General features: G+C 68.9%; 16 protein-coding genes and 3 rRNA genes. 11 read left to right on the top strand and 8 right to left on the bottom strand.

Translation table 11 applies throughout. The annotated features are described in order from the left end of the window. Positions 1-156: 156 nt before the first annotated feature. Positions 157-1,056 (bottom strand): oxidoreductase, encoded by a 900-nt coding sequence (locus tag OG956_RS18640; protein WP_330339094.1) that lies wholly within the window; start codon positions 1,054-1,056, stop codon positions 157-159. Positions 1,057-1,119: 63 nt separating this feature from the next. On the opposite strand from OG956_RS18640, the gene OG956_RS18635 reads away from it, so the two are divergent. The 7 genes from OG956_RS18635 to OG956_RS18605 all read left to right on the top strand — a co-directional run bounded on the left by OG956_RS18635 (position 1,120) and on the right by OG956_RS18605 (position 9,647). After that, positions 1,120-1,725: a TetR/AcrR family transcriptional regulator gene (locus OG956_RS18635; protein WP_330339093.1), complete on the top strand. Its 606-nt coding sequence runs from the start codon at positions 1,120-1,122 to the stop codon at positions 1,723-1,725. A gap of 749 nt (positions 1,726-2,474) precedes the next feature. Next, positions 2,475-2,783, top strand: coding sequence for a hypothetical protein (locus tag OG956_RS18630; protein ID WP_014673544.1), 309 nt, complete (start codon positions 2,475-2,477; stop codon positions 2,781-2,783). 107 nt (positions 2,784-2,890) lie between these two features. After that, positions 2,891-3,721: a hypothetical protein gene (locus OG956_RS18625; protein WP_330339092.1), complete on the top strand. Its 831-nt coding sequence runs from the start codon at positions 2,891-2,893 to the stop codon at positions 3,719-3,721. Next, entirely contained in the window at positions 3,711-5,042 is a 1,332-nt protein-coding gene (locus OG956_RS18620) for a hypothetical protein (protein ID WP_330339091.1), read from the top strand. Before OG956_RS18625 ends, OG956_RS18620 begins: the two co-directional genes overlap by 11 nt. Next, positions 5,039-6,598 (top strand): SCO6880 family protein, encoded by a 1,560-nt coding sequence (locus OG956_RS18615; protein WP_330339090.1) that lies wholly within the window; start codon positions 5,039-5,041, stop codon positions 6,596-6,598. The genes OG956_RS18620 and OG956_RS18615 overlap by 4 nt, the downstream gene beginning before the upstream one ends. A 14-nt stretch (positions 6,599-6,612) precedes the next feature. Then, positions 6,613-8,025, top strand: coding sequence for an ATP-binding protein (locus OG956_RS18610; RefSeq protein ID WP_330339089.1), 1,413 nt, complete (start codon positions 6,613-6,615; stop codon positions 8,023-8,025). A gap of 38 nt (positions 8,026-8,063) precedes the next feature. After that, entirely contained in the window at positions 8,064-9,647 is a 1,584-nt protein-coding gene (locus OG956_RS18605) for a type VI secretion protein (RefSeq protein ID WP_330339088.1), read from the top strand. Here OG956_RS18605 and OG956_RS18600 read toward each other — a convergent pair. Continuing rightward, positions 9,644-10,210: a GNAT family N-acetyltransferase gene (locus OG956_RS18600; RefSeq protein ID WP_330339087.1), complete on the bottom strand. Its 567-nt coding sequence runs from the start codon at positions 10,208-10,210 to the stop codon at positions 9,644-9,646. The genes OG956_RS18605 and OG956_RS18600 overlap by 4 nt on opposite strands. A 53-nt stretch (positions 10,211-10,263) precedes the next feature. On the opposite strand from OG956_RS18600, the gene OG956_RS18595 reads away from it, so the two are divergent. After that, the gene (locus tag OG956_RS18595; RefSeq protein ID WP_330339086.1) at positions 10,264-10,815 is read left to right on the top strand and encodes a cysteine hydrolase family protein; all 552 of its coding nucleotides are present in this window, start codon (positions 10,264-10,266) and stop codon (positions 10,813-10,815) included. A gap of 61 nt (positions 10,816-10,876) precedes the next feature. Here OG956_RS18595 and rrf read toward each other — a convergent pair. The 4 genes from rrf to OG956_RS18575 all read right to left on the bottom strand — a co-directional run bounded on the left by rrf (position 10,877) and on the right by OG956_RS18575 (position 17,220). Further along, positions 10,877-10,993: ribosomal RNA gene (gene rrf / locus OG956_RS18590) — 5S ribosomal RNA — on the bottom strand. 86 nt (positions 10,994-11,079) lie between these two features. Beyond that, positions 11,080-14,201 (bottom strand): 23S ribosomal RNA (locus OG956_RS18585). Between the two features lie 300 nt (positions 14,202-14,501). Beyond that, positions 14,502-16,028, bottom strand: a 16S ribosomal RNA gene (locus OG956_RS18580). Together the 16S, 23S and 5S rRNA genes form the textbook arrangement of a ribosomal RNA operon. A 643-nt stretch (positions 16,029-16,671) precedes the next feature. Further along, positions 16,672-17,220: a MarR family winged helix-turn-helix transcriptional regulator gene (locus tag OG956_RS18575; RefSeq protein WP_330339085.1), complete on the bottom strand. Its 549-nt coding sequence runs from the start codon at positions 17,218-17,220 to the stop codon at positions 16,672-16,674. A 134-nt stretch (positions 17,221-17,354) separates the two neighbouring features. On the opposite strand from OG956_RS18575, the gene OG956_RS18570 reads away from it, so the two are divergent. Beyond that, a complete protein-coding gene (locus OG956_RS18570; protein WP_330342881.1) occupies positions 17,355-18,611 on the top strand; it encodes an MFS transporter in 1,257 nt (418 codons plus the stop codon). A 73-nt stretch (positions 18,612-18,684) separates the two neighbouring features. Here the strand turns inward: OG956_RS18570 and OG956_RS18565 are convergent, their stop codons facing one another. Next, complete coding sequence (locus OG956_RS18565; protein WP_330339084.1) at positions 18,685-20,331, bottom strand: ATP-binding SpoIIE family protein phosphatase; 1,647 nt, start codon at positions 20,329-20,331, stop codon at positions 18,685-18,687. Positions 20,332-20,462: 131 nt separating this feature from the next. Next, a complete protein-coding gene (locus tag OG956_RS18560) occupies positions 20,463-21,842 on the bottom strand; it encodes an NAD(P)/FAD-dependent oxidoreductase (RefSeq protein ID WP_330339083.1) in 1,380 nt (459 codons plus the stop codon). Positions 21,843-22,218: 376 nt separating this feature from the next. Here OG956_RS18560 and OG956_RS18555 point away from each other — a divergent pair, with 376 nt between their 5' ends. Both OG956_RS18555 and OG956_RS18550 read left to right on the top strand, forming a co-directional pair. Continuing rightward, positions 22,219-23,001: a TetR/AcrR family transcriptional regulator gene (locus OG956_RS18555; protein WP_330339082.1), complete on the top strand. Its 783-nt coding sequence runs from the start codon at positions 22,219-22,221 to the stop codon at positions 22,999-23,001. 353 nt (positions 23,002-23,354) lie between these two features. Beyond that, positions 23,355-25,505, top strand: a complete 2,151-nt coding sequence (locus tag OG956_RS18550; protein ID WP_330339081.1) for a sigma-70 family RNA polymerase sigma factor — start codon at positions 23,355-23,357, stop codon at positions 25,503-25,505. The last annotated feature ends 264 nt before the right edge of the window (positions 25,506-25,769 follow it).

The following is a 25,769-nucleotide window of genomic DNA, read 5'->3' as shown; positions in this document are numbered from 1 at the left end:
CACTGTCCCCCACGAACGTGAGAATCGGACCGCGACTTATCTGAGATTTTCCTGTGAAACCTGCCGACGCCGCGAGCCGCGGGCGCCGACGACGCCACCGCTCCGCCTCACCGACGCTCCGGCCACCTACGATTACGCTACGTCACCCCACTGACCTCACGAGCCGGCCGGCTTCAGCCCCCACTCCACCCCCGTCAGCTCCTCCGACAGGGTCCACAGGCGCCGGGCCGCCTCCGGGTCGCTCGCCGCCGGGCTGCGGCCGACCAGGGTGGGGGCGCCGCGCATCTCGCCGAGGCCGGAGGGGCCGACGTAGGAGGCGCCGGGGAGGTCCTGGGTGGCCGCGTAGAGGGTGGGCAGGGCGCCCGCCCTGTCGCTCTGCGCGAACACCCTGTTCCCGACGGACAGGGCGGCCCGGGCCAGGGCGCTGGCGTGGTGGCTCTGGAGGTTGGTGGACGCGTAGCCGGGGTGGGCGGCCAGGGCGCGCACGGGGGAGCCGGCCTCGGCGAGGCGGCGCTGGAGCTCCAGGGTGAACAGGAGATTGGCCAGCTTCGACTGGGAGTAGGCGCGGGTGGGGGTGTAGCGGCCGCGCAGGTTCACGTCCTCGAAGTGGATCCCTTTGTCGCCGTAGCGGTGGTAGGCGGAGGACACCGTCACCACCCGGTCCCGCACATACGGCAACAGCAGGTTGGTCAGCGCGAAGTGCCCCAGGTGGTTGGTGCCGAACTGCATCTCGAAGCCCTGCCTGGTGCGCTGCTCGGGCAGCATCATCACGCCCGCGTTGTTGATCAGCAGGTCCAGCGGGCGGTCCCAGCCGTCCGCGAACTCCCGCACCGAGTCCAGGTCGGCCAGGTCCAGGCGCCGCACCTCGGTGCTGCCGCTCACCTTCGCCGCGGCGGCGCAGCCCCGCGCGAGGTCCCGTACGGCGAACACCACGTGTGCTCCGGCGCGGGCCAGCGCCTCGGCGGTGGCGAGGCCGAGGCCGCTGTTGGCGCCGGTGATCACGGCCGTACGGCCGGTGAGGTCGGGCAGGCGGGTCGCGTTCCAGTTGTCAGCCATGCCCTCCAAAGTAGACACCGACAACAATGCTGTCAATGACAACATCGAGTTACGATGGCGGGCATGCCCCCGTCGTCCGCCAGCCGCCCCTACCACCACGGAGACCTGCGCGCAGCCCTGCTCAAGAGCGCCGAGCGCACCCTGCGCGAGAAGGGCGTCGGCGCGCTCTCCCTGCGCGAGCTGGCACGGGACGTCGGCGTGAGCCACGCGGCCCCCGGCCGGCACTTCAGGGACAAGCAGGCCCTCATGGACGCCCTCGCACTGGAGGGGTACGAGCGGCTGAACCGGGCCCTGGGCACCGCCGCCGCACAGCCCGGACTCACCTTCGAGGGGCGGATGACGGCCCTGGCCCGCGCCTACCTCGGCTTCGCCGTCGACCACCCCGAGCTGCTCGAGCTGATGTTCGCGCGCAAGCACGACCCCGACAGCTCCGACCGGCTCGCCGCGGCCGTCGACCAGTCCTTCGGCTCCCTCACCCGGATGGTGGCGGACGCCCAGGAGCAGGGCGACATCATCGCCGGCGACCCCGAGCGGATCACCATGGCCGTCGCCGCGAGCCTGCACGGCCTCGCCGCCCTCATCGCCGCCTGCGCGCTCGACGCCGAGGAGACCCTGAGCGGCCTGGACGAACACGTCCACCTGCTGCTGCACGGCCTCAAACCCCGCTGAGTCCCGGCCCGGCCCCAGGGTCAAGCCGCGCCCAGCGCAGCCCCAGCACACCGTCATCGACCGGCAATCCGCCAACCGCCCCGAGTAACGCGGAAGTCAGAATTCCGAAAGCCCCTTGTTGTCGCGCGCTCAACAAGGTGAGGGTCGTCGCGGGCCACCGCCCCCTCCGGTCCGGAACGGCACCGAGGGCACCGGATCACTTCTGCACCGCAGGGCCCGGCCACGACGGCCCGGCCGGCCCGGGCACCCCAGCGCGTCTCGGCCTTCACGGCGAGCCGACCGGCCACCCCGTCGGGTCACGGGGAGCCGCCAGGTGAGGGGGACGTGGGGCCCCCTCGGCGGCACGGAAGGAAGACGGGCCACGACAGCCGGCCGCGACCCGTCTTCCCGCCCGGACCCCTCGCACCACCGGCACCCCGGCCGCGGAGGGCCGCCCTGGGGGCTTGGCCAGTTCCGGCGCCCGTCCCATGAGAACATCGTCCCGACGCCTCACCCGACCGGCCGTCAGAAAACGTGCCAGGTCGCGAGGGTGGACAACGACGGAAGCACACGACAGGTTCCGATCGGACCTCGTTGCCCGGCGTGACCTGCCGTGATACACAGAGTGACCGAACGCGCTGTTCGTACGAAACCCGCCAGTCAATGACGTCAAGTCGACATACGCCGGCGGAGTTGTCGGCGACAATGAGGCCTGACCTCTGCACACCGCAGGGGGCCGACGGAACTATCCACCAGGGGCGGTGACTTACATGCTCTTTGCGGCCGACAAGGGAGACATCAACACCATCATCGGCGGAATCGCTCCGGACTGGGGCCCCTTCGGCAGCCTGGGCAACGAGGCCAAGGTGATGATCGAGGTGGTCATGGCCGTGGCCATCCTGCTGTGCCTCGGCATCGCGGTCTGGGGCGCGGCCAAACAGCGCATCGGCGCCACGGCCCTGCGCGACACCTTCAGCGCCGAACAGGGCAAGGGCCTGATCATCGCCGGCCTGACGGGGGTCTTCATCATCGGCTCCCTCGGCACCCTGTTCACGATCGTGTACGGCATGGCGGTCTAAGTCCCCGAAGGTTGCGTCTCCCTGATGTCGAGTCACCAGACCGCGCCCGCGCGGCAACCAGCACGGCTACCGTCGTACGCCTACGAGGGTGAGGGAGCGCGCACGCCATGACCTCCGGAGACGAACAGGCCTACAGCGACTACGACGACACCGGCCACACCCGCACCCGCCTCCCCGAAACCGACCCCTACGGCGGCGCCCCCCGCCGAACCCCCCACCGCTCCTCCTCCCGCTCCCTGGTCACCGTGGTCGGAGTGGTGGTCCTCCTCATCGCAGCGATCGCTTTCGCCAACAGGGGGGACGGGTCGTCGTCCGACGGGTCGACGACGAAGGGCTCCCAGCCGCACACGTCATCCACCGCCGCCACGGGCACCCGCCCGGTGGACACGAAGACCGGCGGCATCCCCTCGGGCTTCGCCCATACGGAGCAGGGGGCGGAGAGTGCGGCGGCGAACTACGCGGTGGTGCTCGTCTCGACCGACATCCTCAAGCCCAGCAGAAGAAGCGAGATCATCAGCCAGGTGTTCGCAGCGGATCAGCAGGCTGCCCTGTCGGACAAGTTCAACAAGGCGTACGACAAGCAGTTCCTGAGCAACATCGGGCTCGACGCGAACGGTGACGCCCCCGCCGGCCACACCTACGTGTCCCGCACGGCACCGCTCGGTACCAAGACGACGAGCTACTCGGACTCCACCGCGTCTGTCGACGTCTGGTGCACCGGCGTGTTCGGCATGGCCGGCAGCGACTCGACCAATCCCGTCACCAGCGACTGGTTCACCCTGACCCTTCAACTGCAGTGGACCAACGGTGACTGGAAGGTCAGGAGCTTTTCCCAGAAGGACGGTCCCGCGCCCGTCCCCGGTGACGACAAGGCATCCAACGCCGACCAGATGGCCAGGGCCGTCGAGGAGTACGGAGGCTTCACCTATGCCCGGTAGCGCGCGCCGCGTACTCAAGATCGCCACTGCCTTCAGTGCCGTTCAGGGTGCCCTCTTTCTGCTGGCCGCACGAGCCGTCGCCGCGCCTTCACCGACCCCGTCGACCGACAAGTGCGACCTCATCGTCGGCCCCGCCAAACAGTTCTGCGAAAAAGACGGCGGATCCAAGAGCGGGCTCACCGGCTCCACCCCCGACAACCCCCTCACCGACACCCTCGACCCCCTCTCCTCCCTCGCCAAGGGCTGTGCCAACGCCGCCTCCTGGACCATCGGCAAACTCAGCAAAGCCGTGAAGGAGACCGCCAACGTCGACTTCACCAACCCCAAGTTCCTGCAGCAGTACGCCATCGTGTTCGCCGCGTCCACGATCCTCACGCTCCTGCTGTGGCTCCTCGCCGTCGCCAAGCGCGCGGTGCGCGGCGTGCCGTTGACCACCGCCATTTCGGAGGCCGTCGGCTTCCTGTGGCTGACGGTGCTGGCGTCCGCCTTCACCCCGCTGATCCTCTACACCGTCGTGTCCGCGACCGACGGAGTGACCGACGTCCTCGCCAAGGCCACCGGCGACCAGGCCGACACGTTCTTCGGCACCTTCTCCGGCGCCCTCGGCAAGGGCACCGACATCGGCGGCGGCCCGATCATGCTGATCGTCGTCTCCCTGGTCAGCATCCTCGCCGCCGGCGTCCTCTGGCTGGAGCTGGTCATCAGGGCCGCGCTCCTCTACGTCGGCGCCCTCCTCGGCACCGTCGTCTACGCGGGCCTGGTGGACAAGAACCTGTGGGGGCACGTACGGCGCTGGGCCGGCATCATGATCGCCGTCATCCTCGTCAAGCCGGTGATCGTGATCGTGCTCGGCCTCGCCGGCGCGCTGTCCAGCGGCAACGGCCCCGACGCCTTCTCCGCCGTCGTCTCCGGCCTCGCCATCATCCTGCTCGCCATCTTCGCCAGCGCGATGATCTACCGCTTCGTCCCCGGCTTCGGCGACGAGATCGCGAACGGCCGCAACAACCGCATCATGCAGGGCGCCGAGTCCAAGGCCGCCGCCGTCATCAGCTCGCCGGCCACCCTCGTCGCCCAGGGCATCAAGACCCACAGCACCCGCGCCGACAGCAACGGCACGGCAGGCGGGCAGAGCAGCACCCCCCGCCCCGCCAACCCCGCCACCGGCGGCGTCGCCGCCCACAGCAGCCGTACCCCCACCGGCGGCGGAGCCGTCCCCTCCGCCGCACCCGCGCCCCGCGCGCCCAGCCCGGCCAGCCCCGCCAACACCCCGCACGCCGGCAACACCCGCAACATCAACCGCACGGGAGGTGAAGGGCGTTGACGACCGAGTCCCACCTGTCCCATCCGGTCACGCCCCGCCGTACGTATCTCATCGGCCGCGCCCGGCCGAACGCGATCATCGGCCGGAACCGCGAGTCCGGCGAGATCGCGCTGATCATCGCGGGCGCGTTCCTCGGCATGATGTGCGGGCTCGTCGTCCCGGTGCTCTCCCTGCGCATCGTGCTGCTGATGGGCTTCCCGCTGCTGGCGCTCGCCGCGGTCTACGTGCCGTACAAGCGCCGCACCTTCTACAAGTGGTTCGAGATCAACCGCAGTTACAAACGCACCGTCAAGCGCGGCCAGGCCGTCTACCGGTCCGGCGCCATGGAGGCCGGCACCCGGCTCGACGGGCGGGAGATCGAGATCGGCCCGCCGCCCGGCATCGGCCGGATCACCTGGCTCGCCGCCCCCTTCGGGCCCGATGAGATCGCCGTACTGCTGCACGCCGACCGCAAGACCGTCACCGCCTGCATCGAGATCGAGGGCCCCGGCGTCGGCCTGCGTGACTCCGAGGACCAGGAAGCCCTCGTCGACCGCTTCGGCACGCTGCTCAAGCACGTCGCCAACGGAGACGGCTTCGTCACCCGCCTGCAGATGCTCGCCCGCACCCTGCCCGCCGACCCCGACGCGCACGCCAAGGACGTCGCCCAGCGCGGCGACCCGCGTTCCCCGGGCTGGCTCCAGCAGTCGTACGACCAGCTGCAGTCCATGGTGTCCACCAGCAGCGAGCAGCACCGCGCCTACCTCGTCGCCTGCATGCACTACAACCGCGAACTGGCCGCCGAGGCACAGGCCATGGCCCGCGCCGTCCGCGCCCGCGGCGGCAAGGTCGACCGGGACGCGGGCCTCGCCGTGGTCATGGCCCGCGAGCTGACCGACATCTGCTCCCGGCTCCAGGAGGCCGACATCCGGGTACGGCAGCCCCTGGGGCAGAGCCGGCTCGCCTCCCTCATCCACTCCATGTACGACCCGGACCACCCCATCGACCACATCCAGGCCATGACCAAGCGCAACGCCTGGCCGGCCGAGCTGGACGCCACGGAGCCCACCTACCTCCAGGCCAAGACCCGCGAGTCCAGCACCCGCGCCCCCTGGTGCCACGCCACCGCCTGGGTGAAGGAGTGGCCGATGACCCCGGTGGGCGTCAACTTCCTCGCCCCCCTCCTCGTCCACACCCCGGACGTCATCCGAACGGTCGCCGTGACGATGGATCTCGAACCCACCGAGGTAGCCATCGAACGCATGCTGACCGAGAAGACCAACGACGAGGCCGAGGCCTCCCGCGCCGCCAAGATGAACCGCACCGTCGACCCGCGCGACGTCGCCGCCCACAACCGCCTCGACCAGCGGGGCGAGGACCTCGCCAGCGGCGCGGCCGGCGTCAACCTCGTCGGCTACATCACCGTCTCCTCCCGCAATCCGGACGCCCTCGCCCGCGACAAGCGGACGATAAGAGCCTCCGCCGGCAAGTCGTACCTCAAGCTGGAGTGGTGCGACCGAGAGCACCACCGCGCCTTCGTGAACACACTTCCGTTCGCCACCGGCATCCGAAGGTAGGGGCTGATTCGCCGATGCGGGATCCGCTGTCCGTCCTCACCGACGCCTTCACCTCCTTCCTCTTCGGGAAGGTCGAGACCACCCGGCTGCCGGTGCGCACCTCCACCGGCCAGGCCCAGGCGGTCTACCTGCCCACGGCCGCGCCCGGCCTCGGCGACTCCGGCGTCATCATCGGCCGCGAGGTGTACTCCGGAAAGGGCTACATCTACGACCCCTTCCAGCTGTACGGCCAGCAGCTCCCGGCGCCGCACTGGCTGGTCCTCGGCGAGTCCGGCAACGGCAAGTCGGCCCTCGAGAAGACCTACGTCCTGCGCCAGCTGCGCTTCAGGGACCGCCAGGTCGTCGTCCTGGACGCCCAGGGCGAGGACGGCGTCGGCGAGTGGAACCTCATCGCCGAGGAGCTGGGGATAACGCCGATCCGGCTGGACCCGACGGCGGCCCTGGACCACGGCATCCGGCTCAACCCCCTCGACCCGGCGATCACCACCACCGGCCAGCTCGCGCTGCTGCGGACCATCATCGAGGTCGCGATGGGGCACGGGCTGGACGAGCGGTCCGGCTTCGCGCTGAAGGTCGCCCACTCCTACGTCAACGAGTCGATCCTGGACCGCCAGCCGGTCCTCTCCGACATCGTCGAGCAGCTACGGCACCCGGAGCCGGAGTCGGCCGAGGCGATGAACGTCGCCATAGACGACGTACGCGCCTGGGGCCTGGACGTCGCTCTCGTCCTGGACCGGCTGGTCGACGGCGACCTGCGGGGCATGTTCGACGGCCCCACGACCGTCGGCATCGACCTGGACGCCCCGCTGATCGTCTTCGACCTCTCCCACATCGACCGCAACTCCATCGCCATGCCCATCCTCATGGCGATCGTCGGCGTGTGGCTGGAGCACACCTGGATCCGCCCCGACCGCAAGAAGCGCATCTTCCTGGTCGAAGAGGCCTGGCACATCATCAACAGCCCGTTCGTGGCGCAGCTGTTCCAGCGGCTGCTGAAGTTCGGCCGCCGGCTGGGTCTGTCGTTCGTCGCCGTCGTCCACCATCTGTCCGACGTGGTCGACGGCGCGGCGGCGAAGGAGGCGGCCGCCATCCTCAAGATGGCGTCCACCCGGACGATCTACGCGCAGAAGGCGGACGAGGCGCGGGCCACCGGCCGGGTGCTGGGTTTGCCGAGGTGGGCCGTGGAAATCATCCCGACACTGACGCCCGGCATCGCCGTATGGGACGTCAACGGCAATGTCCAGGTGGTCAAACACCTGGTCACGGAGACGGAACGCCCGCTGGTCTTCACCGACCGCGCGATGACCGAGTCCTCCAGCGACCTCGTGGCCGACGACGCCCTGCGCGCCGCCGAGCTGGAGGCCGAGCAGCGGGCGGCGGCCTTCGTGGAACAGCATCTGGGCGACTCCGAGTCGACGGTGGCTTGAGGCGCAGGCAGGGACTTCGGGCACGCAGGGAGGAACGGGTGAGACCGGACGCTCGCGACCGCCGCGAGGACCGCCGGGAGGGGCAGGGCGGCATCCCCGACGGGCTCCTGGTCGGCACACTCGCGTTCCTCCTCGGCATGACCGTGCTGGTGTGGACGGCCACCGGCCTCGCGGCCCTCTTCGCCAAGGGCGCCTGGCCGCACGGCGTCTCCTTCACCCGCACCCCCCTGGCCATGCGCCACCTCATCGGCGAACCCCACGACATCACCGGCGCCTGGCCCGGCACCCCGGCGTCCCAGCTCTCCGGCTGGGGCCTGTTCTGGGGTCTGTTCATCGGCCAGCTGATGATCCTGTTCGTCCTCACCGTCTTCGTGATGGGCGTGGTGGCCAGATGGCGGGCGGGCAGAGCGCGAGCACGCGCCCACAACGCGAAGCCGACGGCGCCGGAGCAGCGGCACGAGGTACTGCCGCCGCGTACGGAACCGCAGCCGGCCGAACCCGTCCCGGCACCGCAGCAGCCCAGCACGACCACACCGGAGCCGGCGCCGCAGCCCGCGGTGGCCCAGCCCAGTCCGGTGCCCCAGGCGCCGTTGGCACAGTTGCCGGCGGACGGTGGGCCGGTGACCGGTCCGGTGGGTGGTCCTATGACCGGTGGTCCGGTGACCGGTGACCCGGCGGGCCATGGCCCGGTGCGCAGGTGGGAGAAGATCGTCGTGGCCCCCAGGGAGGCCCGCCTGACGGCCGCTGCGCAGGCCGTGCGCGACGCGGAAGGCCCCGCCCTGGTCGTCACCTCGAACCCCGCCCTCTGGTCCGAGACCAAGGACGCCAGAGCCAAACTGGGGCCCACCCTCCTGTACGACCCCGCCCACCTCTGCGACACCCCGGCCCGCCTCCACTGGTCGCCCACCAGCGGCTGCGAGGACAAGCAGACGGCCGTGCACCGGGCCACCGCCCTGCTCGCCCCGGTGCGGCCCACGGCCAGGATCGACCAGGCGGTCGCCGACACCGCGCTCACCCTCCTGCGCAGCTACCTCCACGCCGCCGCCCTGGAGAACCGCACCATCCGCCACGTGCACCGCTGGTCCCAGGGCAACCAGATCCAGGACGCCGTACGCACCCTGCGCACCCACCCCAAGGCCGCCCCCGGCGCCGCCGGCGAGCTCGAGGCCGCGCTCACCGCCCACCCCGAGCGCCGCGACATCGCCCAGGAGCTGACCAGCCGTGCGCTGTCCGCGCTGTCCACGGTCAACATCCGCGAGGCATGCACCCCAAACCGAACTGATGCGCTCGCCTTGGATTCCTTCGTGCACGAAGGGGGCACGCTTTATGTGGTCGGTGAATCCATCGAGGACCCCAGGAGCAGTCCCGGCGCGATGCCGCTGCTGACGGCCCTCGTCTCGAGCGTGGTCGAGCGCGGCCGGCGCATGGCCGAACGGTCATCCTCCGGTCGGCTCGACCCACCACTCACGCTCGTCCTGGACGACATCGCGGCCGTAGCCCCGCTCCCCCAGCTCCCGGACCTGCTCGCCACCGGCGCCGACCAGGGTCTGCCGGCCCTGGCTCTGCTCCGCTCCCGCGAACAGGCCCGCACCCGCTGGCCGCATCAGGAGCTACCGGTCTAGGACGACCACCGGAGCACGAACTCCACCTCGTTCTGCGACGCGTCCCGCACGAACGGCACGACCACCCCGCTCGGTGCGAACCCCGCCTTGCGGTAGGCGCCCTGGGCCCGCTCGTTGTCCTGGTGCACCAGCAGCCGCATCCGCTCGGCGCCCCGCTCCCGCGCCCACTCCACACCGGCGTCGAGCAAGGCCTTGATCAGCCCGTTCCCGCGGTGCTCGGGCCGGACGTACACACCGACCACATGCCCCTGCCGGCACTCGACGGGATACCCGGCCCAGTCCTTGGTCCCGGGCTCCTCGATGAGCACGGTGACCGTGCCGGCCCAGCTTCCGTCGGGTGTCTCGGCGACGAACTGCCGGGCCGTCGTGGACCCTTCACCGGATCCGGTCGCCCGGTCCTGCCAGAAGACGTCCGCCCGCGCCGCGCCCTCTTCGTACGTCTCCAGGAAGGCGAGGTGCGCCATCGGGTCCCGGAGCGCGTCCAGCCGCAGCTCCTTCACTCGGGGCCAGTCGTCCGGTCGTATGGCGCGGATGACGTAGTCACCGCTGGTCGAGGTGCTCATGAGGGCCACCGTAGTGCGGGCGGTTGTCAGTGGCACCCCATATTGTGGCCGCCATGACAACACTGTCCCGACGTCCGCACACCGCGCTGGTGGTCATCGACGTCCAGAACGGTGTCATGGCACCGAGTTCGCCGCACCGCGACGACGTCATCGCCAACATCCGCGTCCTGGTCGACAAGGCGCGCGCCGCGGGAACGCCGGTGATCTGGGTGCAGCACCAGGACGAGCACCTGGTGCCGGGCACCGAGAGCTGGGAGTACGTCCCCGAGCTGAAGCGCCTCGACTCCGAGCCCCTCATCCCCAAGCGCTATGGGGACTCCTTCGAGGACACCACCCTGGAGGCCGTCCTGGCGGAGCGCGCGGTAGGGCATCTCGTCGTCGCGGGCGCCCAGACCGACTTCTGCATCCGCTCAACCTTGCACGGCGCTCTCACCCGGGGCTACGACGTGACTCTGGTCGCCGACGCGCATACGACGGAGGACCTCACGGAGTACGGAGCGCCGGCCCCGGAGCAGGTCATCGCTCACACGAACCTGTACTGGAGCGGCCAGCATGCGCCGGGCCGTCGCGGCGGAACGGTGAAAACCGCGGAGGTGAGCTTCTGAGCCACCGTCCTGTAAACGCAGAAAGGCCCACGCCGTGCGGCGTGGGCCTTCCCCAAGAATTGTTCGGCGGCGTCCTACTCTCCCACAGGGTCCCCCCTGCAGTACCATCGGCGCTGTAAGGCTTAGCTTCCGGGTTCGGAATGTAACCGGGCGTTTCCCTCACGCTATGACCACCGAAACACTATGAAACTGTGAACGCCGCACCACCCTCACCGGGCGGGGCTGTTCGTGGTTTCAGAACCAACACAGTGGACGCGAGCAACTGAGGACAAGCCCTCGGCCTATTAGTACCGGTCACCTCCACACGTTACCGTGCTTCCAGATCCGGCCTATCAACCCAGTCGTCTACTGGGAGCCTTACCCCATCAAGTGGGTGGGAGTCCTCATCTCGAAGCAGGCTTCCCGCTTAGATGCTTTCAGCGGTTATCCCTCCCGAACGTAGCCAACCAGCCATGCCCTTGGCAGAACAACTGGCACACCAGAGGTTCGTCCGTCCCGGTCCTCTCGTACTAGGGACAGCCCTTCTCAAGACTCCTACGCGCACAGCGGATAGGGACCGAACTGTCTCACGACGTTCTAAACCCAGCTCGCGTACCGCTTTAATGGGCGAACAGCCCAACCCTTGGGACCGACTCCAGCCCCAGGATGCGACGAGCCGACATCGAGGTGCCAAACCATCCCGTCGATATGGACTCTTGGGGAAGATCAGCCTGTTATCCCCGGGGTACCTTTTATCCGTTGAGCGACGGCGCTTCCACAAGCCACCGCCGGATCACTAGTCCCGACTTTCGTCCCTGCTCGACCCGTCGGTCTCACAGTCAAGCTCCCTTGTGCACTTACACTCAACACCTGATTGCCAACCAGGCTGAGGGAACCTTTGGGCGCCTCCGTTACCCTTTAGGAGGCAACCGCCCCAGTTAAACTACCCATCAGACACTGTCCCTGATCCGGATCACGGACCCAGGTTAGACATCCAGCACGACCAGACTGGTATTTCAACGACGACTCCACACACACTGGCGTGCATGCTTCACAGTCTCCCAGCTATCCTACACAAGCCGAACCGAACACCAATATCAAACTGTAGTAAAGGTCCCGGGGTCTTTCCGTCCTGCTGCGCGAAACGAGCATCTTTACTCGTAGTGCAATTTCACCGGGCCTATGGTTGAGACAGTCGAGAAGTCGTTACGCCATTCGTGCAGGTCGGAACTTACCCGACAAGGAATTTCGCTACCTTAGGATGGTTATAGTTACCACCGCCGTTTACTGGCGCTTAAGTTCTCAGCTTCGCCCACCCGAAAGTGAGCTAACCGGTCCCCTTAACGTTCCAGCACCGGGCAGGCGTCAGTCCGTATACATCGCCTTACGGCTTCGCACGGACCTGTGTTTTTAGTAAACAGTCGCTTCTCGCTGGTCTCTGCGGCCACCCCCAGCTCACGGTGCAAGACCGATCACCAGGACTGGCCCCCTTCTCCCGAAGTTACGGGGGCATTTTGCCGAGTTCCTTAACCATAGTTCACCCGAACGCCTCGGTATTCTCTACCTGACCACCTGAGTCGGTTTAGGGTACGGGCCGCCATGAAACTCGCTAGAGGCTTTTCTCGACAGCATAGGATCATCCACTTCACCACAATCGGCTCGGCATCAGGTCTCAGACTACGTGCAGGGCGGATTTGCCTACCCTGCGTCCTACACCCTTACCCCGGGACAACCACCGCCCGGGATGGACTACCTTCCTGCGTCACCCCATCACTCACCTACTACCAGCTCGGGTCACCGGCTCCACCACTCCCACTGACGTCAAAGACGACAGCAGGCGGCTTCACGGGCTTAGCATCACTGGATTCGATGTTTGACGCTTCACAGCGGGTACCGGAATATCAACCGGTTATCCATCGACTACGCCTGTCGGCCTCGCCTTAGGTCCCGACTTACCCTGGGCAGATCAGCTTGACCCAGGAACCCTTAGTCAATCGGCGCAAACGTTTCTCACGTTTGTATCGCTACTCATGCCTGCATTCTCACTCGTCAACCGTCCACAACTACCTTCCGGTGCTGCTTCACCCGGCAGACGACGCTCCCCTACCCATCCGTGCACCCGTTAGGGCTATATGCACGAATGACACGACTTCGGCGGTACGCTTGAGCCCCGCTACATTGTCGGCGCGGAATCACTTGACCAGTGAGCTATTACGCACTCTTTCAAGGGTGGCTGCTTCTAAGCCAACCTCCTGGTTGTCTGTGCGACTCCACATCCTTTCCCACTTAGCGTACGCTTAGGGGCCTTAGTCGATGCTCTGGGCTGTTTCCCTCTCGACCATGGAGCTTATCCCCCACAGTCTCACTGCCGCGCTCTCACTTACCGGCATTCGGAGTTTGGCTAAGGTCAGTAACCCGGTAGGGCCCATCGCCTATCCAGTGCTCTACCTCCGGCAAGAAACACACGACGCTGCACCTAAATGCATTTCGGGGAGAACCAGCTATCACGGAGTTTGATTGGCCTTTCACCCCTAACCACAGGTCATCCCCCAGGTTTTCAACCCTGGTGGGTTCGGTCCTCCACGAAGTCTTACCTCCGCTTCAACCTGCCCATGGCTAGATCACTCCGCTTCGGGTCTTGAGCGTGCTACTACAGCGCCCTGTTCGGACTCGCTTTCGCTACGGCTTCCCCACCCGGGTTAACCTCGCAACACACCGCAAACTCGCAGGCTCATTCTTCAAAAGGCACGCAGTCACGAGAAGCACCGAAGTGCTTCCGACGCTCCCACGGCTTGTAGGCACACGGTTTCAGGTACTATTTCACTCCCCTCCCGGGGTACTTTTCACCATTCCCTCACGGTACTATCCGCTATCGGTCACCAGGGAATATTTAGGCTTAGCGGGTGGTCCCGCCAGATTCACACGGGATTTCTCGGGCCCCGTGCTACTTGGGTGTCTCTCAAACGAGCCGCTGACGTTTCGACTACGGGGGTCTTACCCTCTACGCCGGACCTTTCGCATGTCCTTCGCCTACATCAACGGTTTCTGACTCGTCCCACGGCCGGCAGACCATGGAAGAGAGATCCCACAACCCCGCATACGCAACCCCTGCCGGGTCTCACACGCATACGGTTTGGCCTCATCCGGTTTCGCTCGCCACTACTCCCGGAATCACGGTTGTTTTCTCTTCCTGCGGGTACTGAGATGTTTCACTTCCCCGCGTTCCCTCCACATACCCTATGTGTTCAGGTATGGGTGACAGCCCATGACGACTGCCGGGTTTCCCCATTCGGAAACCCCCGGATCAAAGCCTGGTTGACGACTCCCCGGGGACTATCGCGGCCTCCCACGTCCTTCATCGGTTCCTGGTGCCAAGGCATCCACCGTGCGCCCTTAAAAACTTGGCCACAGATGCTCGCGTCCACTGTGCAGTTCTCAAACAACGACCAGCCACCCACCACCCCGAACCAACCGGTTCGAGTTCACTGGGGCCGGCGACTGAGGAGAAGTTCATTCCCTCAGACACCCAACAGCGTGCCCGACACCCTCGCCTCTTCACCGTTCCGTTCCACGCCGAAGCAGTACTAGGAAGAGAAGCAGACCGAGTGTGCCGAGTAGTCAACGTTCCACCCATGAGCAACCAGCATCAGACGTTCGCTGATGTACTGGCCTCTGACCGAGCGAACCCGGTAAGAAGTGCTCCTTAGAAAGGAGGTGATCCAGCCGCACCTTCCGGTACGGCTACCTTGTTACGACTTCGTCCCAATCGCCAGTCCCACCTTCGACAGCTCCCTCCCACAAGGGGTTGGGCCACCGGCTTCGGGTGTTACCGACTTTCGTGACGTGACGGGCGGTGTGTACAAGGCCCGGGAACGTATTCACCGCAGCAATGCTGATCTGCGATTACTAGCGACTCCGACTTCATGGGGTCGAGTTGCAGACCCCAATCCGAACTGAGACCGGCTTTTTGAGATTCGCTCCACCTCACGGTATCGCAGCTCTTTGTACCGGCCATTGTAGCACGTGTGCAGCCCAAGACATAAGGGGCATGATGACTTGACGTCGTCCCCACCTTCCTCCGAGTTGACCCCGGCGGTCTCCCGTGAGTCCCCAGCACCACAAGGGCCTGCTGGCAACACGGGACAAGGGTTGCGCTCGTTGCGGGACTTAACCCAACATCTCACGACACGAGCTGACGACAGCCATGCACCACCTGTACACCGACCACAAGGGGGACCCTGTCTCCAGGGTTTTCCGGTGTATGTCAAGCCTTGGTAAGGTTCTTCGCGTTGCGTCGAATTAAGCCACATGCTCCGCCGCTTGTGCGGGCCCCCGTCAATTCCTTTGAGTTTTAGCCTTGCGGCCGTACTCCCCAGGCGGGGCACTTAATGCGTTAGCTGCGGCACGGACAACGTGGAATGTTGCCCACACCTAGTGCCCACCGTTTACGGCGTGGACTACCAGGGTATCTAATCCTGTTCGCTCCCCACGCTTTCGCTCCTCAGCGTCAGTATCGGCCCAGAGATCCGCCTTCGCCACCGGTGTTCCTCCTGATATCTGCGCATTTCACCGCTACACCAGGAATTCCGATCTCCCCTACCGAACTCTAGCCTGCCCGTATCGACTGCAGACCCGGGGTTAAGCCCCGGGCTTTCACAACCGACGCGACAAGCCGCCTACGAGCTCTTTACGCCCAATAATTCCGGACAACGCTTGCGCCCTACGTATTACCGCGGCTGCTGGCACGTAGTTAGCCGGCGCTTCTTCTGCAGGTACCGTCACTTTCGCTTCTTCCCTGCTGAAAGAGGTTTACAACCCGAAGGCCGTCATCCCTCACGCGGCGTCGCTGCATCAGGCTTGCGCCCATTGTGCAATATTCCCCACTGCTGCCTCCCGTAGGAGTCTGGGCCGTGTCTCAGTCCCAGTGTGGCCGGTCGCCCTCTCAGGCCGGCTACCCGTCGTCGCCTTGGTGAGCCGTTACCTCACCAACAAGCTGATAGGCCGCGGGCTCATCCTGCACCGCCGGAGCTTTCCAACCCGGGAGATGCCTCCCAGGCTCGTATCCGGTATTAGACCCCGTTTCCAGGGCTTGTCCCAGAGTGCAGGGCAGATTGCCCACGTGTTACTCACCCGTTCGCCACTAATCCCCTCCCGAAGGAGGTTCATCGTTCGACTTGCATGTGTTAAGCACGCCGCCAGCGTTCGTCCTGAGCCAGGATCAAACTCTCCGTGAATGCTTCCCCGTGATCGGGGCGACACATCACGAGAGCGGAACAGTCAGGCGGAATAAGCCCGACCGTTCACAGCGTCCTCGCTGTGTTTTTTTCAAAGGAACCTCGCCACCGGAACAATCCGGTAGACGGGGTATCAACATATCTGGCGTTGACTTTTGGCACGCTGTTGAGTTCTCAAGGAACGGTCGCTTCCTTCGTACTCACCCTCTCGGGCTTTCCTCCGGGCGCTTCCCTTCGGTGTTTCCGACTCTATCAGATCTTTCCGATCCGATTTCCTCGGCGCTTTCCAGGTTCCCGCTCTCGCGGTTTCCTTTCCGGCGGTCCCGACTCTATCAGACCCTTTCGGCGTCTGACTCCCAGTCAGGGGGGCTTGTCCTCCCGGCCGTTGGGCCGTTCCGACGTCTCAAACCTTAGCGGATCCGCTCGGCGATTCCCAAATCGGGCCACCGGGCTTCCATTCGAATCGAATTCGGGCACGCCGAAATCAACCCGTCCGGGAGATCGTGCTTCTGGTGTGAGGGGTGCCGCTCGGGGCGGCCAAGTGCTGCCGGAGAACCGTTACGGCTCCGTGGCAACCCGAAGAACTTTACGGATCACCCCGGGGCGTGTCAACACCCCCCTGTCAAGATTTTTTACGCCGGTCTCAGTCGAGGTCGCTGAGCCGGCCGCCGGCGTCCGGCTGGGCGTGCTCCACCCGGCGCAGGAGCCTGGTCAGCACCTCGCCGAGGACCGCGCGCTCCGCCGGAGTGAGGTCCTGGAGCAGGTCCTCCTCGAACACGGTCGCCAGGCGCATGGCCTCCAGCCACTTCTCTCGCCCCTCCGGGGTCAGCTCGACGATGACTCGGACGCGGTTGGACTCGTCCCGCTTACGGGTGACCAGTCCTTCGGAGACCATGCGGTCGATCCGGTGGGTCATCGCGGCCGGGGTGAGTCCGAGCCGCTTGGCGAGCTCACTCGGGCCCATGCGATAGGGGGCGCCGGAGAGGACGAGCGCCTTGAGCACCTCCCACTCGGCGTTGCTGATGCCGAGGGCGGCGGTCTGACGGCCGTAGGCGACGTTCATCCGGCGGTTGAGCCGGGACAGCGCCGACACGATCTTCTCGACCTGGGGGTCGAGGTCCTGGAACTCGCGCTGGTAGGCGGCGATCTGCTCTTCGAGCGTCGGCTCTGTGACGCCGGGGGTGTCGGCCATGGGCGCAGTATCGCACGCAGGGCCTTTGCGTTGAAGTCCTTCGATGTGTAGTCTTTAGCTTCGAACTTTAGCTTTGAAGTCTTCAGGTTTAACTAGTGAGAGAGGTGAACGTGACCAGGGCGATGGGCGCAGCGATGCGCCGGATCCACGTGGGCAACGCACTCAGCGCGTTCGGGCTCGGCTTCACCGTCCCCTACCTGTACGTCTATGTGGCGCAGGTCCGGGGCCTGGGAGCCATGACGGCGGGTTTCGTGCTCGCCGTCTTCGCCGTGGCCGCACTGATCGTGCTGCCGTTCGCCGGACGGGCGATCGTCCGGCGCGGCCCGCTGCCGGTCCTGCTCGCCGCCCTGGTCGCCGCCGCGCTCGGCGCGCTGAGCCTGGGCCTCGCGGGGAGCACCGACGCCGTACTGCTGTCGGCCGCGGCGCTCGGCGCCGGGCAGGCCGTGATGCAGCCGGCGCTGGCGACGATGATCGTGGACTGCTCCTCCGCGGACACGCGGTCGCGGGCGTTCGCGACGCAGTTCTTCCTGCAGAACCTGGGGCTCGGTATGGGCGGCCTCATCGGCGGCCACCTCGTCGACACCACGCGCGTGTCGTCGTTCACGCTGCTCTTCTCCGTCGAGGCGGCCATCTTCCTGCTGCTGGTCGGCGTGATGGCGACCGTGCGGATGCCGCACTCGCCGCGGATGGAGGACGCGCCCGCGCGGTCGGCGAAGGGCAGCTGGAAGCAGCTGCTCGGGAACCGGGCGATGGTGCAGCTGTGCGTGCTGGGGTTCGTGCTGTTCTTCGCCTGCTACGGCCAGTTCGAGTCCGGGCTGAGCGCGTACGGCGTCGAGGCGGCCGGGATATCCACCTCCGCGCTGGGGACGGCGCTGGCGGCGAACACGCTGATGATCGTGGTCGCTCAGTTCGCGGTGCTGAAGTTCGTGGAGCGCAGCCGGCGCTCCCGGGTCATCGCCGCGGTCGGTCTGATCTGGGCCGTGGCCTGGGTGGCCGCCGGGTACGCGGGGCTGGGGCACGGCAGCCGGGAGATGGCGACGGCCGCGTTCGTGTCGACGTACGCGCTGTTCGGGCTGGGTGAGGCGATGTTGTCGCCGACGGTCGCGCCGCTGGTCGCCGACCTGGCTCCCGAGGGGATGGCGGGGCAGTACAACTCGGCGTTCGCGCTGGTCAAGCAGCTCGCGCTGGCTGTCGGGCCGGCGGTCGGGGGGCCGCTCGGGGCCTCGCTGCCGACTCCGTACGTCGTGACCTTCCTGGCGTTCTCGCTGGGGATCAGCGTGCTGGCCCTGCGGCTGGGCAGGCGGCTCACCCCGGTGCAGGACCGGCCTTGGCTGGCCCGGACCCGGGTGGTCGCCCGGGGTGGGGCACCGGCTCAGTCCCTGACCGCGTAGGCGTAAGGCGCCCGGTGCCGTCGCTGGACATGTCCGGGCGCTGCTCGCCGAGAGGTGCCTGCCCCATGGCGCCCTACCCCTTCGGCAGTGCGAACTCGCACCACACGGCCTTGCCGCCGCCCGGAGTGCGTCTGGAGCCCCAGTTGGACGCGATGGTCGCCACGATGGCGATGCCCCTGCCGGACTCGTCGGCCGGTTCCGCGCGCCGTCGGCGCGGGAGGTGGTCGTCGCCGTCCGTGACCTCGATGATCAGGCGGCGGTCGGTGCGGCGGAGCCGCAGTCGCATGGGCGGCGTGCCGTGCTGGAGGGAGTTGGCGACCAGCTCGCTCGCGGCGAGGACGCCGAGGTCGTGCAGCTCGGCCGGGAAGCGCCAGCTCGTCAGCACGCCCGAGGCGAACGCACGGGCGCGGGGAGCTGCCTCGACGCCGCCGAGGAGTTCCAGGGCGGCGTTGCGGAACAGGTCGCCGTCCGGACCCGTGCGGGCGGGGTGCTGGAGGACGAGGACGGCGACGTCGTCGTCGTGGTCGGCGGTGACGCCGGCCGAGCGGACCAGGCGGTCGCAGATCACCTGCGGGGCGCCGGTCGCGCCGGCGAGGGCTCCTTCCAGCGCCGCGATGCCCTCGTCCAGGTCCTCGTCCCGGCGTTCGACCAGGCCGTCCGTGTAGAGGACGGCCGTGGAGCCCGGACCCAGGGCGATGGAGCCGGAGGAGTGCACCCAGCCGCCGGTGCCGAGCGGCGGGCCGGTGGGCTCGTCGGCGCGGGAGACCGTGCCGTTCTCGTCGCGGACGAGGATCGGCAGGTGGCCGGCGGAGGCGTACACCAGGCGGCCCTCGTTGGGGTCGTGGACGGCGTAGACGCAGGTGGCGATCTGGTTGGCGTCGATCTCGGCGGCGAGGCCGTCCAGCAGCTGGAGCACTTCGTGCGGGGGCAGGTCCAGGCGCGCGTAGGCCCGGACGGCCGTCCGCAGCTGGCCCATGACCGCTGCCGCGCGCACGCCCCGGCCCATCACGTCCCCGATGACGAGGGCCGTGCGGCCGCCGCCGAGGGTGATCACGTCGTACCAGTCGCCGCCGACCGCGGCCTCGGTGCCGCCCGGCTGGTAGGTGGCGGCGATGCGCAGGTCGTCGGGTTCCTCCAGCTCCTGCGGGAGCAGGGAGCGCTGGAGGGTGACGGCGGTTTCGCGCTGGCGGCGTTCGCTGGCGCGCAGCCGCTCGGCGGCCTCGGCGTGGTCGGTGACGTCGGTGGCGAAGACCAGGACGCCCGCGTCGTCGTCGCCGTCCTCCGCGACCGGGGTGCAGGTGAAGGTGTAGGAGCGGCCGTCGACGGCCTTGCGGGACTTCAGGGTGCGGGGCTTGCCGCTGCGCAGCACCTGGTCGAGGAGCGGGAGCAGGCCCAGTTCGGACAGCTCCGGGAGCGCCTCGCGCGCGGGCTCGCCCAGCGGCCGTACGCCGAAGGCCGCCGTATAGGCGTCGTTGACGTACGCGAGGCGGTGGTCGGGGCCGTGCACCAGGGCGACGAGGGCCGGGACGCGGTCGAGGACGTCGCGCGCGGGCAGTTCGTCGACGGCGGGCACCGGGGATGTGCCGTCGGCCGGCTGGCCGGCGCGGGCCGCGGGCACGGAGCCTTCCCCCCGCCGGTCCGGGGAGACCGGGGTCTCGGTCCGCGCGGCGGCGCGGCGCTGCGTTCCGGGGAGCCGGGCGCTCCAGCGCGTGAAGTTCACTTGGGAAGAAGCCTCGTGGGTGCTTAAGGGCGGGCGGGTGCCCGTCCGAGGACGTGGGGCAGTCTGGCAGGGGGCGCGCCGCGGCGACATCCGTCAGACGCCTGGGCGGGCCGGGGAGTTCCTGGGTCCGGTCAGGACGACCCTTTCGGGTCGTCCGAGGGGCTGTGAGGAGGCTTTCCACCGGCGGCGAGTTCGAACTCCGCCCGGGGATGTTCGAGCGAACCGAGCGAGACGATCTCCCTCTTGAAGAGCCCGGCAAGGGTCCATTCGGCGAGGACCCGGGCCTTCCGGTTGAAGGTGGGCACCCTGCTGAGGTGGTAGACGCGGTGCATGAACCAGGCAGGGTAGCCCTTCAGCCTGCGGCCGTAGACCTGGGCGACGCCCTTGTGCAGGCCGAGGGAGGCGACCGAGCCGACGTACTTGTGGGCGTACGTCTCCAGGGGCTCCCCGCGCAGCGCGTGGACGATGTTGTCGCCGAGGGTGCGGGCCTGGCGGACGGCGTGCTGGGCGTTGGGTGCGGTCTCGGTGCCGGGTTCCGCGGCGGTGACGTCGGGAACGGCGGCGGCGTCCCCGGCCGCCCACGCGTGCTCGGTGCCGTCGACGGTCAGCTGGGCGGTGCACTTCAGCCGGCCGCGTCCGGTGAGCGGCAGGTCGGTGGCGGCGAGCAGGGGGCTGGGTTTGACGCCGGCGGTCCACACGACCGTACGGGTCGGGAAGCGCTGGCCGTCGCTGAGGACGGCGACGCGGTCGGCGCAGGACTCCAGGCGGGTTTCGAGCAGGACCTGGATGTTGCGGCGGCGCAGCTGGGTGACGGTGTAGCGGCCCATCTCCTCGCCGACCTCGGGCAGGATCCGGTCGGAGGCCTCCACGAGGATCCACTTCATGTCCTCGGGGCGGACGTTGTGGTAGTAGCGCGCGGCGTAGCGGGCCATGTCCTCCAGTTCGGCGAGCGCCTCCACGCCCGCGTAGCCGCCGCCGACGAAGACGAAGGTGAGGGCGGCGTCGCGGATCGCGGGGTCGCGGGTGGAGGAGGCGATGTCCATCTGCTCGATGACGTGGTTGCGCAGCCCGATGGCCTCTTCGACGGTCTTAAAGCCGATGCCGTACTCGGCGAGGCCGGGGACGGGCAGCGTGCGGGAGACGGAGCCGGGGGCCAGCACCAGTTCGTCGTAGCCGAGGAGTTCGGCCGGTTTTCCCTCCTCGGCGGTGGCGAGGGTGGTGACGGCCGCGGTGCGCACCGCGTGGTCGATGGACGTGACCTCGCCGACGACGACATGGCACCGGTCCAGGACGCGCCGCAGCGGTACGACGACATGGCGAGGCGAAATCGAACCCGCGGCCGCTTCGGGAAGGAACGGCTGGTACGTCATGTAGGGGTCCGGGGTGACGATGGTGATCTCGACCTCACCCCGCCTGAGCTCGCTCTTCAGCTTCCGCTGGAGCCGCAGTGCCGTGTACATCCCGACGTAGCCGCCGCCGACAACCAGAATGCGCGCACGTTCCTTCACCATCCCATGACGCACCCGGCGCAGTTGTTTGTCCACAGCCCCGGCAATTTGTGTGACCGGCGACCGTGTGGGCGCGGGGCCGGGCGCGCCGCCGGAGCGGGACGAAACGGGGCAGGTCAGCGGGGGCGGGCAAGGGTGCGCCAAGGCGATGAAAGGGGATGTAGCGGACCCGTACTCCGATCGGGGGGCGCACTGTGCGGAACCTGCCCCTTCTGAATTGACTTCCTCTCAACTATGTTCGTGTGTCGACGGGGTGTAGGGGATGTGGTCGAACGGGTTCCGCGACGCGGGGACCCGGTCGAGAACGACGTCAGTTCCACGCACTTCGCGACAGAGGCGGGGAGTCTCCGGGGGGAGACGTCATTACCGGGGGAAACACATGCATGTTCGGGATACGCATTGGTCATCCGCAGCCGCGCTCGCACCGGGCGGCGGGGCGATGAACGCGGCGGTGGGCAACGGGCGCGCGGACGGGCCGCGTACGGCTCCGCTGCGGGTGGACGCACAGCGCAATCTGGAGCACGTACTGCGTGCGGCGCGTGAGGTGTTCGGCGAGCTGGGGTACGGCGCGCCGATGGAGGACGTGGCGCGGCGCGCCCGGGTGGGTGTCGGCACGGTGTACCGGCGCTTTCCCAGCAAGGACGTCCTGGTCCGGCGCATAGCCGAGGAGGAGACCGCGCGGCTGACCGAGCAGGCGCGGGCCGCGCTCGGGCAGGAGGACGAGCCGTGGTCGGCGCTGTCCCGGTTCCTGCGGACGTCCGTGGCGTCGGGGGCGGGGCGGCTGCTGCCGCCGCAGGTGCTGCGGGTCGGCTCCGCGCCGGGCTCCGCCACTCCGGCCGGGCCGGGCGCGCCGGCGGGCGCCGCCGAGGAGGCCCGGGTGCCGCAGCAGCGGGTGCAGCCGGGGGGCGGGGAGCTTCGGCTGGTGCCGGAGTCCGCCCAGGGCGCCGAGGACAGCGGGGTCGGGACGCTGCTCGAAGTGGTCGGGCAGCTGGTGGAACGGGCCCGCGCGGCCGGTGAGCTGCGGGCGGACGTGTCGGTGGGGGATGTGCTGCTGGTGATCGCCACGGCGGCGCCGTCCCTGCCGGATGCCGCGCAGCAGGCGGCGGCGTCGGCGCGGTTGCTGGACATCCTGCTGGACGGGCTGCGGTCGCGTCCCGCGTAGCGGCGCCGAGCAGCGAGCGCGTGCAGGAGGCGGAAGGACCCGTGGCCCCCGGGCTGCGGGTCCGTCGCGGCTTGTCGCTGCTTCCTCACGGGCTCGGCTGCGCCCGGCCCCGCACGGACCCCATCGCCTCCGGCACGGGAGCCATCGCCTCCGCACGGACCCCATCGCGCCGGAGCCGCAGATCACGCGCCCCTCAGGGGTGGGGTTCACTCTTTCGAGGAGCAGCCGAAAGTCTGGCGGCCACAGCCCTCGGATGAGTGGATGCCGTGCACATGCGGGCCTTGTCCAGAAGCCGTTGTGGCACCCTGTGCCGGTGACGGATGGGGCTGGTCGGGGGTCGGGGGCTTTCCGCGATGGGCGTTGACGGGTGGGACGAGTCACGCGGTGACGACGCGGGCGCGGAGGCCGCCGGGCCTACGGGGCCGCAGGTGCCGAACCAGGGCGGACCGCCGGTTTCCGCGGGGCGCCGCGACGCGAGCGTGCCCGCCCAGCGTGAAGGCAGCGTCCTGCCGCCGCCCCGGGAGACGCCGCCCGACGACGGCGAGCTGATCGAGCGGATGCGCGGCGGCGACGACTCCGCGTACGAGGAGCTGTACCGGCGGCACGCGGAAGCCGTACGGCGCTATGCGCGCACCTGCTGCCGGGACGGGCACACCGCCGACGACCTGACGGCGGAGGTCTTCGCGCGGATGCTGCAGGCGGTGCGCGGAGGCTCCGGTCCCCAGCACGCCGTTCGCGCCTACCTGCTGACCTCCGTGCGGCGCGTCGCCGCGCACTGGACGAAGTCCGCCCGGCGCGAGCAGCTCGTCGACGACTTCGCCGTCTTCGCCCAGCAGGCCACGCGCGCCTCCGAGGTGTCCGACGACACCGCGTCCATGGGCTCCTTCGGAGCTGGTCTCGACCTGGGCGCCGATGTGCGGGCGATGCACGAGGCGGAGCAGTCCCTGGCCATGCGGGCCTTCCGCTCGCTGCCCGAGCGCTGGCAGGCCGTGCTGTGGCACACCGAGGTGGAGGACGAGTCCCCGAGCGAGGTGGCCGTCCTGTTCGGGCTGGACGCCAACGGCACGCGCGTGCTGGCGAGCCGCGCCCGCGAGGGGCTCAAGCAGGCCTATCTCCAGGCCCATGTCAGCGCCTCCCTCGCCGGGGACGAGGAGTGCGCCCGCTACGCCGACCAGCTCGGCACCTACGCCCGCCGCAAACTGCGCATCCGCGCGGAACGGGGCCTGCGCAAGCACCTGGAGGAATGCGCCAGGTGCCGGCTCGCGGCCGCGCAGATCGAAGAGGTCGCCGGCGGGATCCCCGGCGTCGTCCCGGTCGCGGTCATCGGCTGGTTCGGGGCCGCCGGGTACGCCAAGGCGCTCGGGATCGTCGCGGGCAGCGCCGGCGCCGGCGCGGCGGGTGCGGCCGCGGCGGCCGGGGGGTCGTCCGGCGGGGCCGGTGGCGCGGGCGGCACCGCGGCCTCGGAGGGGCTCGGCGCCCCGGTGAAGGCGGGGATCGCGGCCGGTGTGGTCGCGGTGGCCGCCGCCGCGGTGGCGCTGGTCCTGGTGAACGACAGCCACCCGCCGGCGAAGGAGGCCGCCAAGCCGGCCCCGTCCGCGCCCGCCGTCCAGCCCCCGGGGCCGAAGCCGGCCCCGTCGACGGAGAAGCCCTCGCCCGAGCCGGTGGTGCTCGCCCCCGAGCCGTCTCCCACCCCGACGCCCCCACCCACACCGAAACCCACGCCCCCACCCACTCCGAAACCCACGCCGAAGCCAGCGCCCCGGCCCAGGCCGACGCCCACCCCGACACCGACGCCGACGCCCCCACCGGAACCCACGCCGGCGCCTTCTCCGCCGCCGGCGCTCACCGTGTACCAGGTCAGCGCCCTCGCTTACGACGTCGCGGGCGACGGCACCAAGCCCGAGATCCAGCTCGGCGAGAGCAGCTGGGTGTGGCGGCGCTACGGCTTGTCGGTCGACGGCGAGCAGTACGCGCACGGGGTCACCGTGCACGGCGAGTCCTCCGTCGCCATCGCCCTCAACCGGCAGTGCACCGCGTACGACGCACTGGCCGGCGTGGACGACATGACGCTCGGCCTCGGCAAGGTGTCCTTCTCCGTCTACGCCGACGGGGTACGGCTGTGGCAGTCCGGCATGGTCAAGGGAAACGACCCTGCCGTGCCCGTCCATGTGAACCTGACCGGGCGCAGGACCGTACGGCTCGTGGTGCGACCGCACAGCGAGCTCTTCGACCGGGCGGCCCTCGCGGACTGGGCGGAGTCCCGGTTCACCTGCCGGCAGGCCCCGGCGGTGTCACCGGCCCTGTCCGGCGGGAGCCGCCGCCGCGCCGATGTCGCGCAGGACATCGGCCACGCCCAGGGAGGCGCCCCGGGCGAGCTCGGCCTCGTACCGCTCGGGGGGCAGGGCCGCGCGGGCTTCGGCCAGCACCCGGGCGGCCTGGCCGGCCTCCGGCTCGGGGCGCGGGTTGCCGTCACGCCACCGGTCCGCGGCGGCGAACAGCCGTAGCGCACCGGCCAGATCGCCGCACCGGGCCCGCAGCCCGGCCGCGGTGTCCACCAGCACCGCCGTGATGGCCTCCGAGCACCGCCGGTCCACGGCCTGCCGCAGCGCCTCGGCGAGGATCGGCAGCCCGTGCGCGGGACCCGACTCCTCGGCGGCGAGCAGCGCCTCGACGGTGCGCAGGGCCGCCTCGAACTGCGGGGGCGGGGTGCCGCCGCTCGCCACCGCGCGGGTCTCCTCGTACAGCTCCCGCGCCCGGGCGGTCTGCCC

This window comes from Streptomyces sp. NBC_00557, assembly GCF_036345995.1.
Taxonomy (GTDB): Bacteria; Actinomycetota; Actinomycetes; order Streptomycetales; family Streptomycetaceae; genus Streptomyces.
The sequence above is the reverse complement of the archived record's forward strand: the minus strand, read 5'-3'. Positions and strand labels throughout refer to the sequence as shown.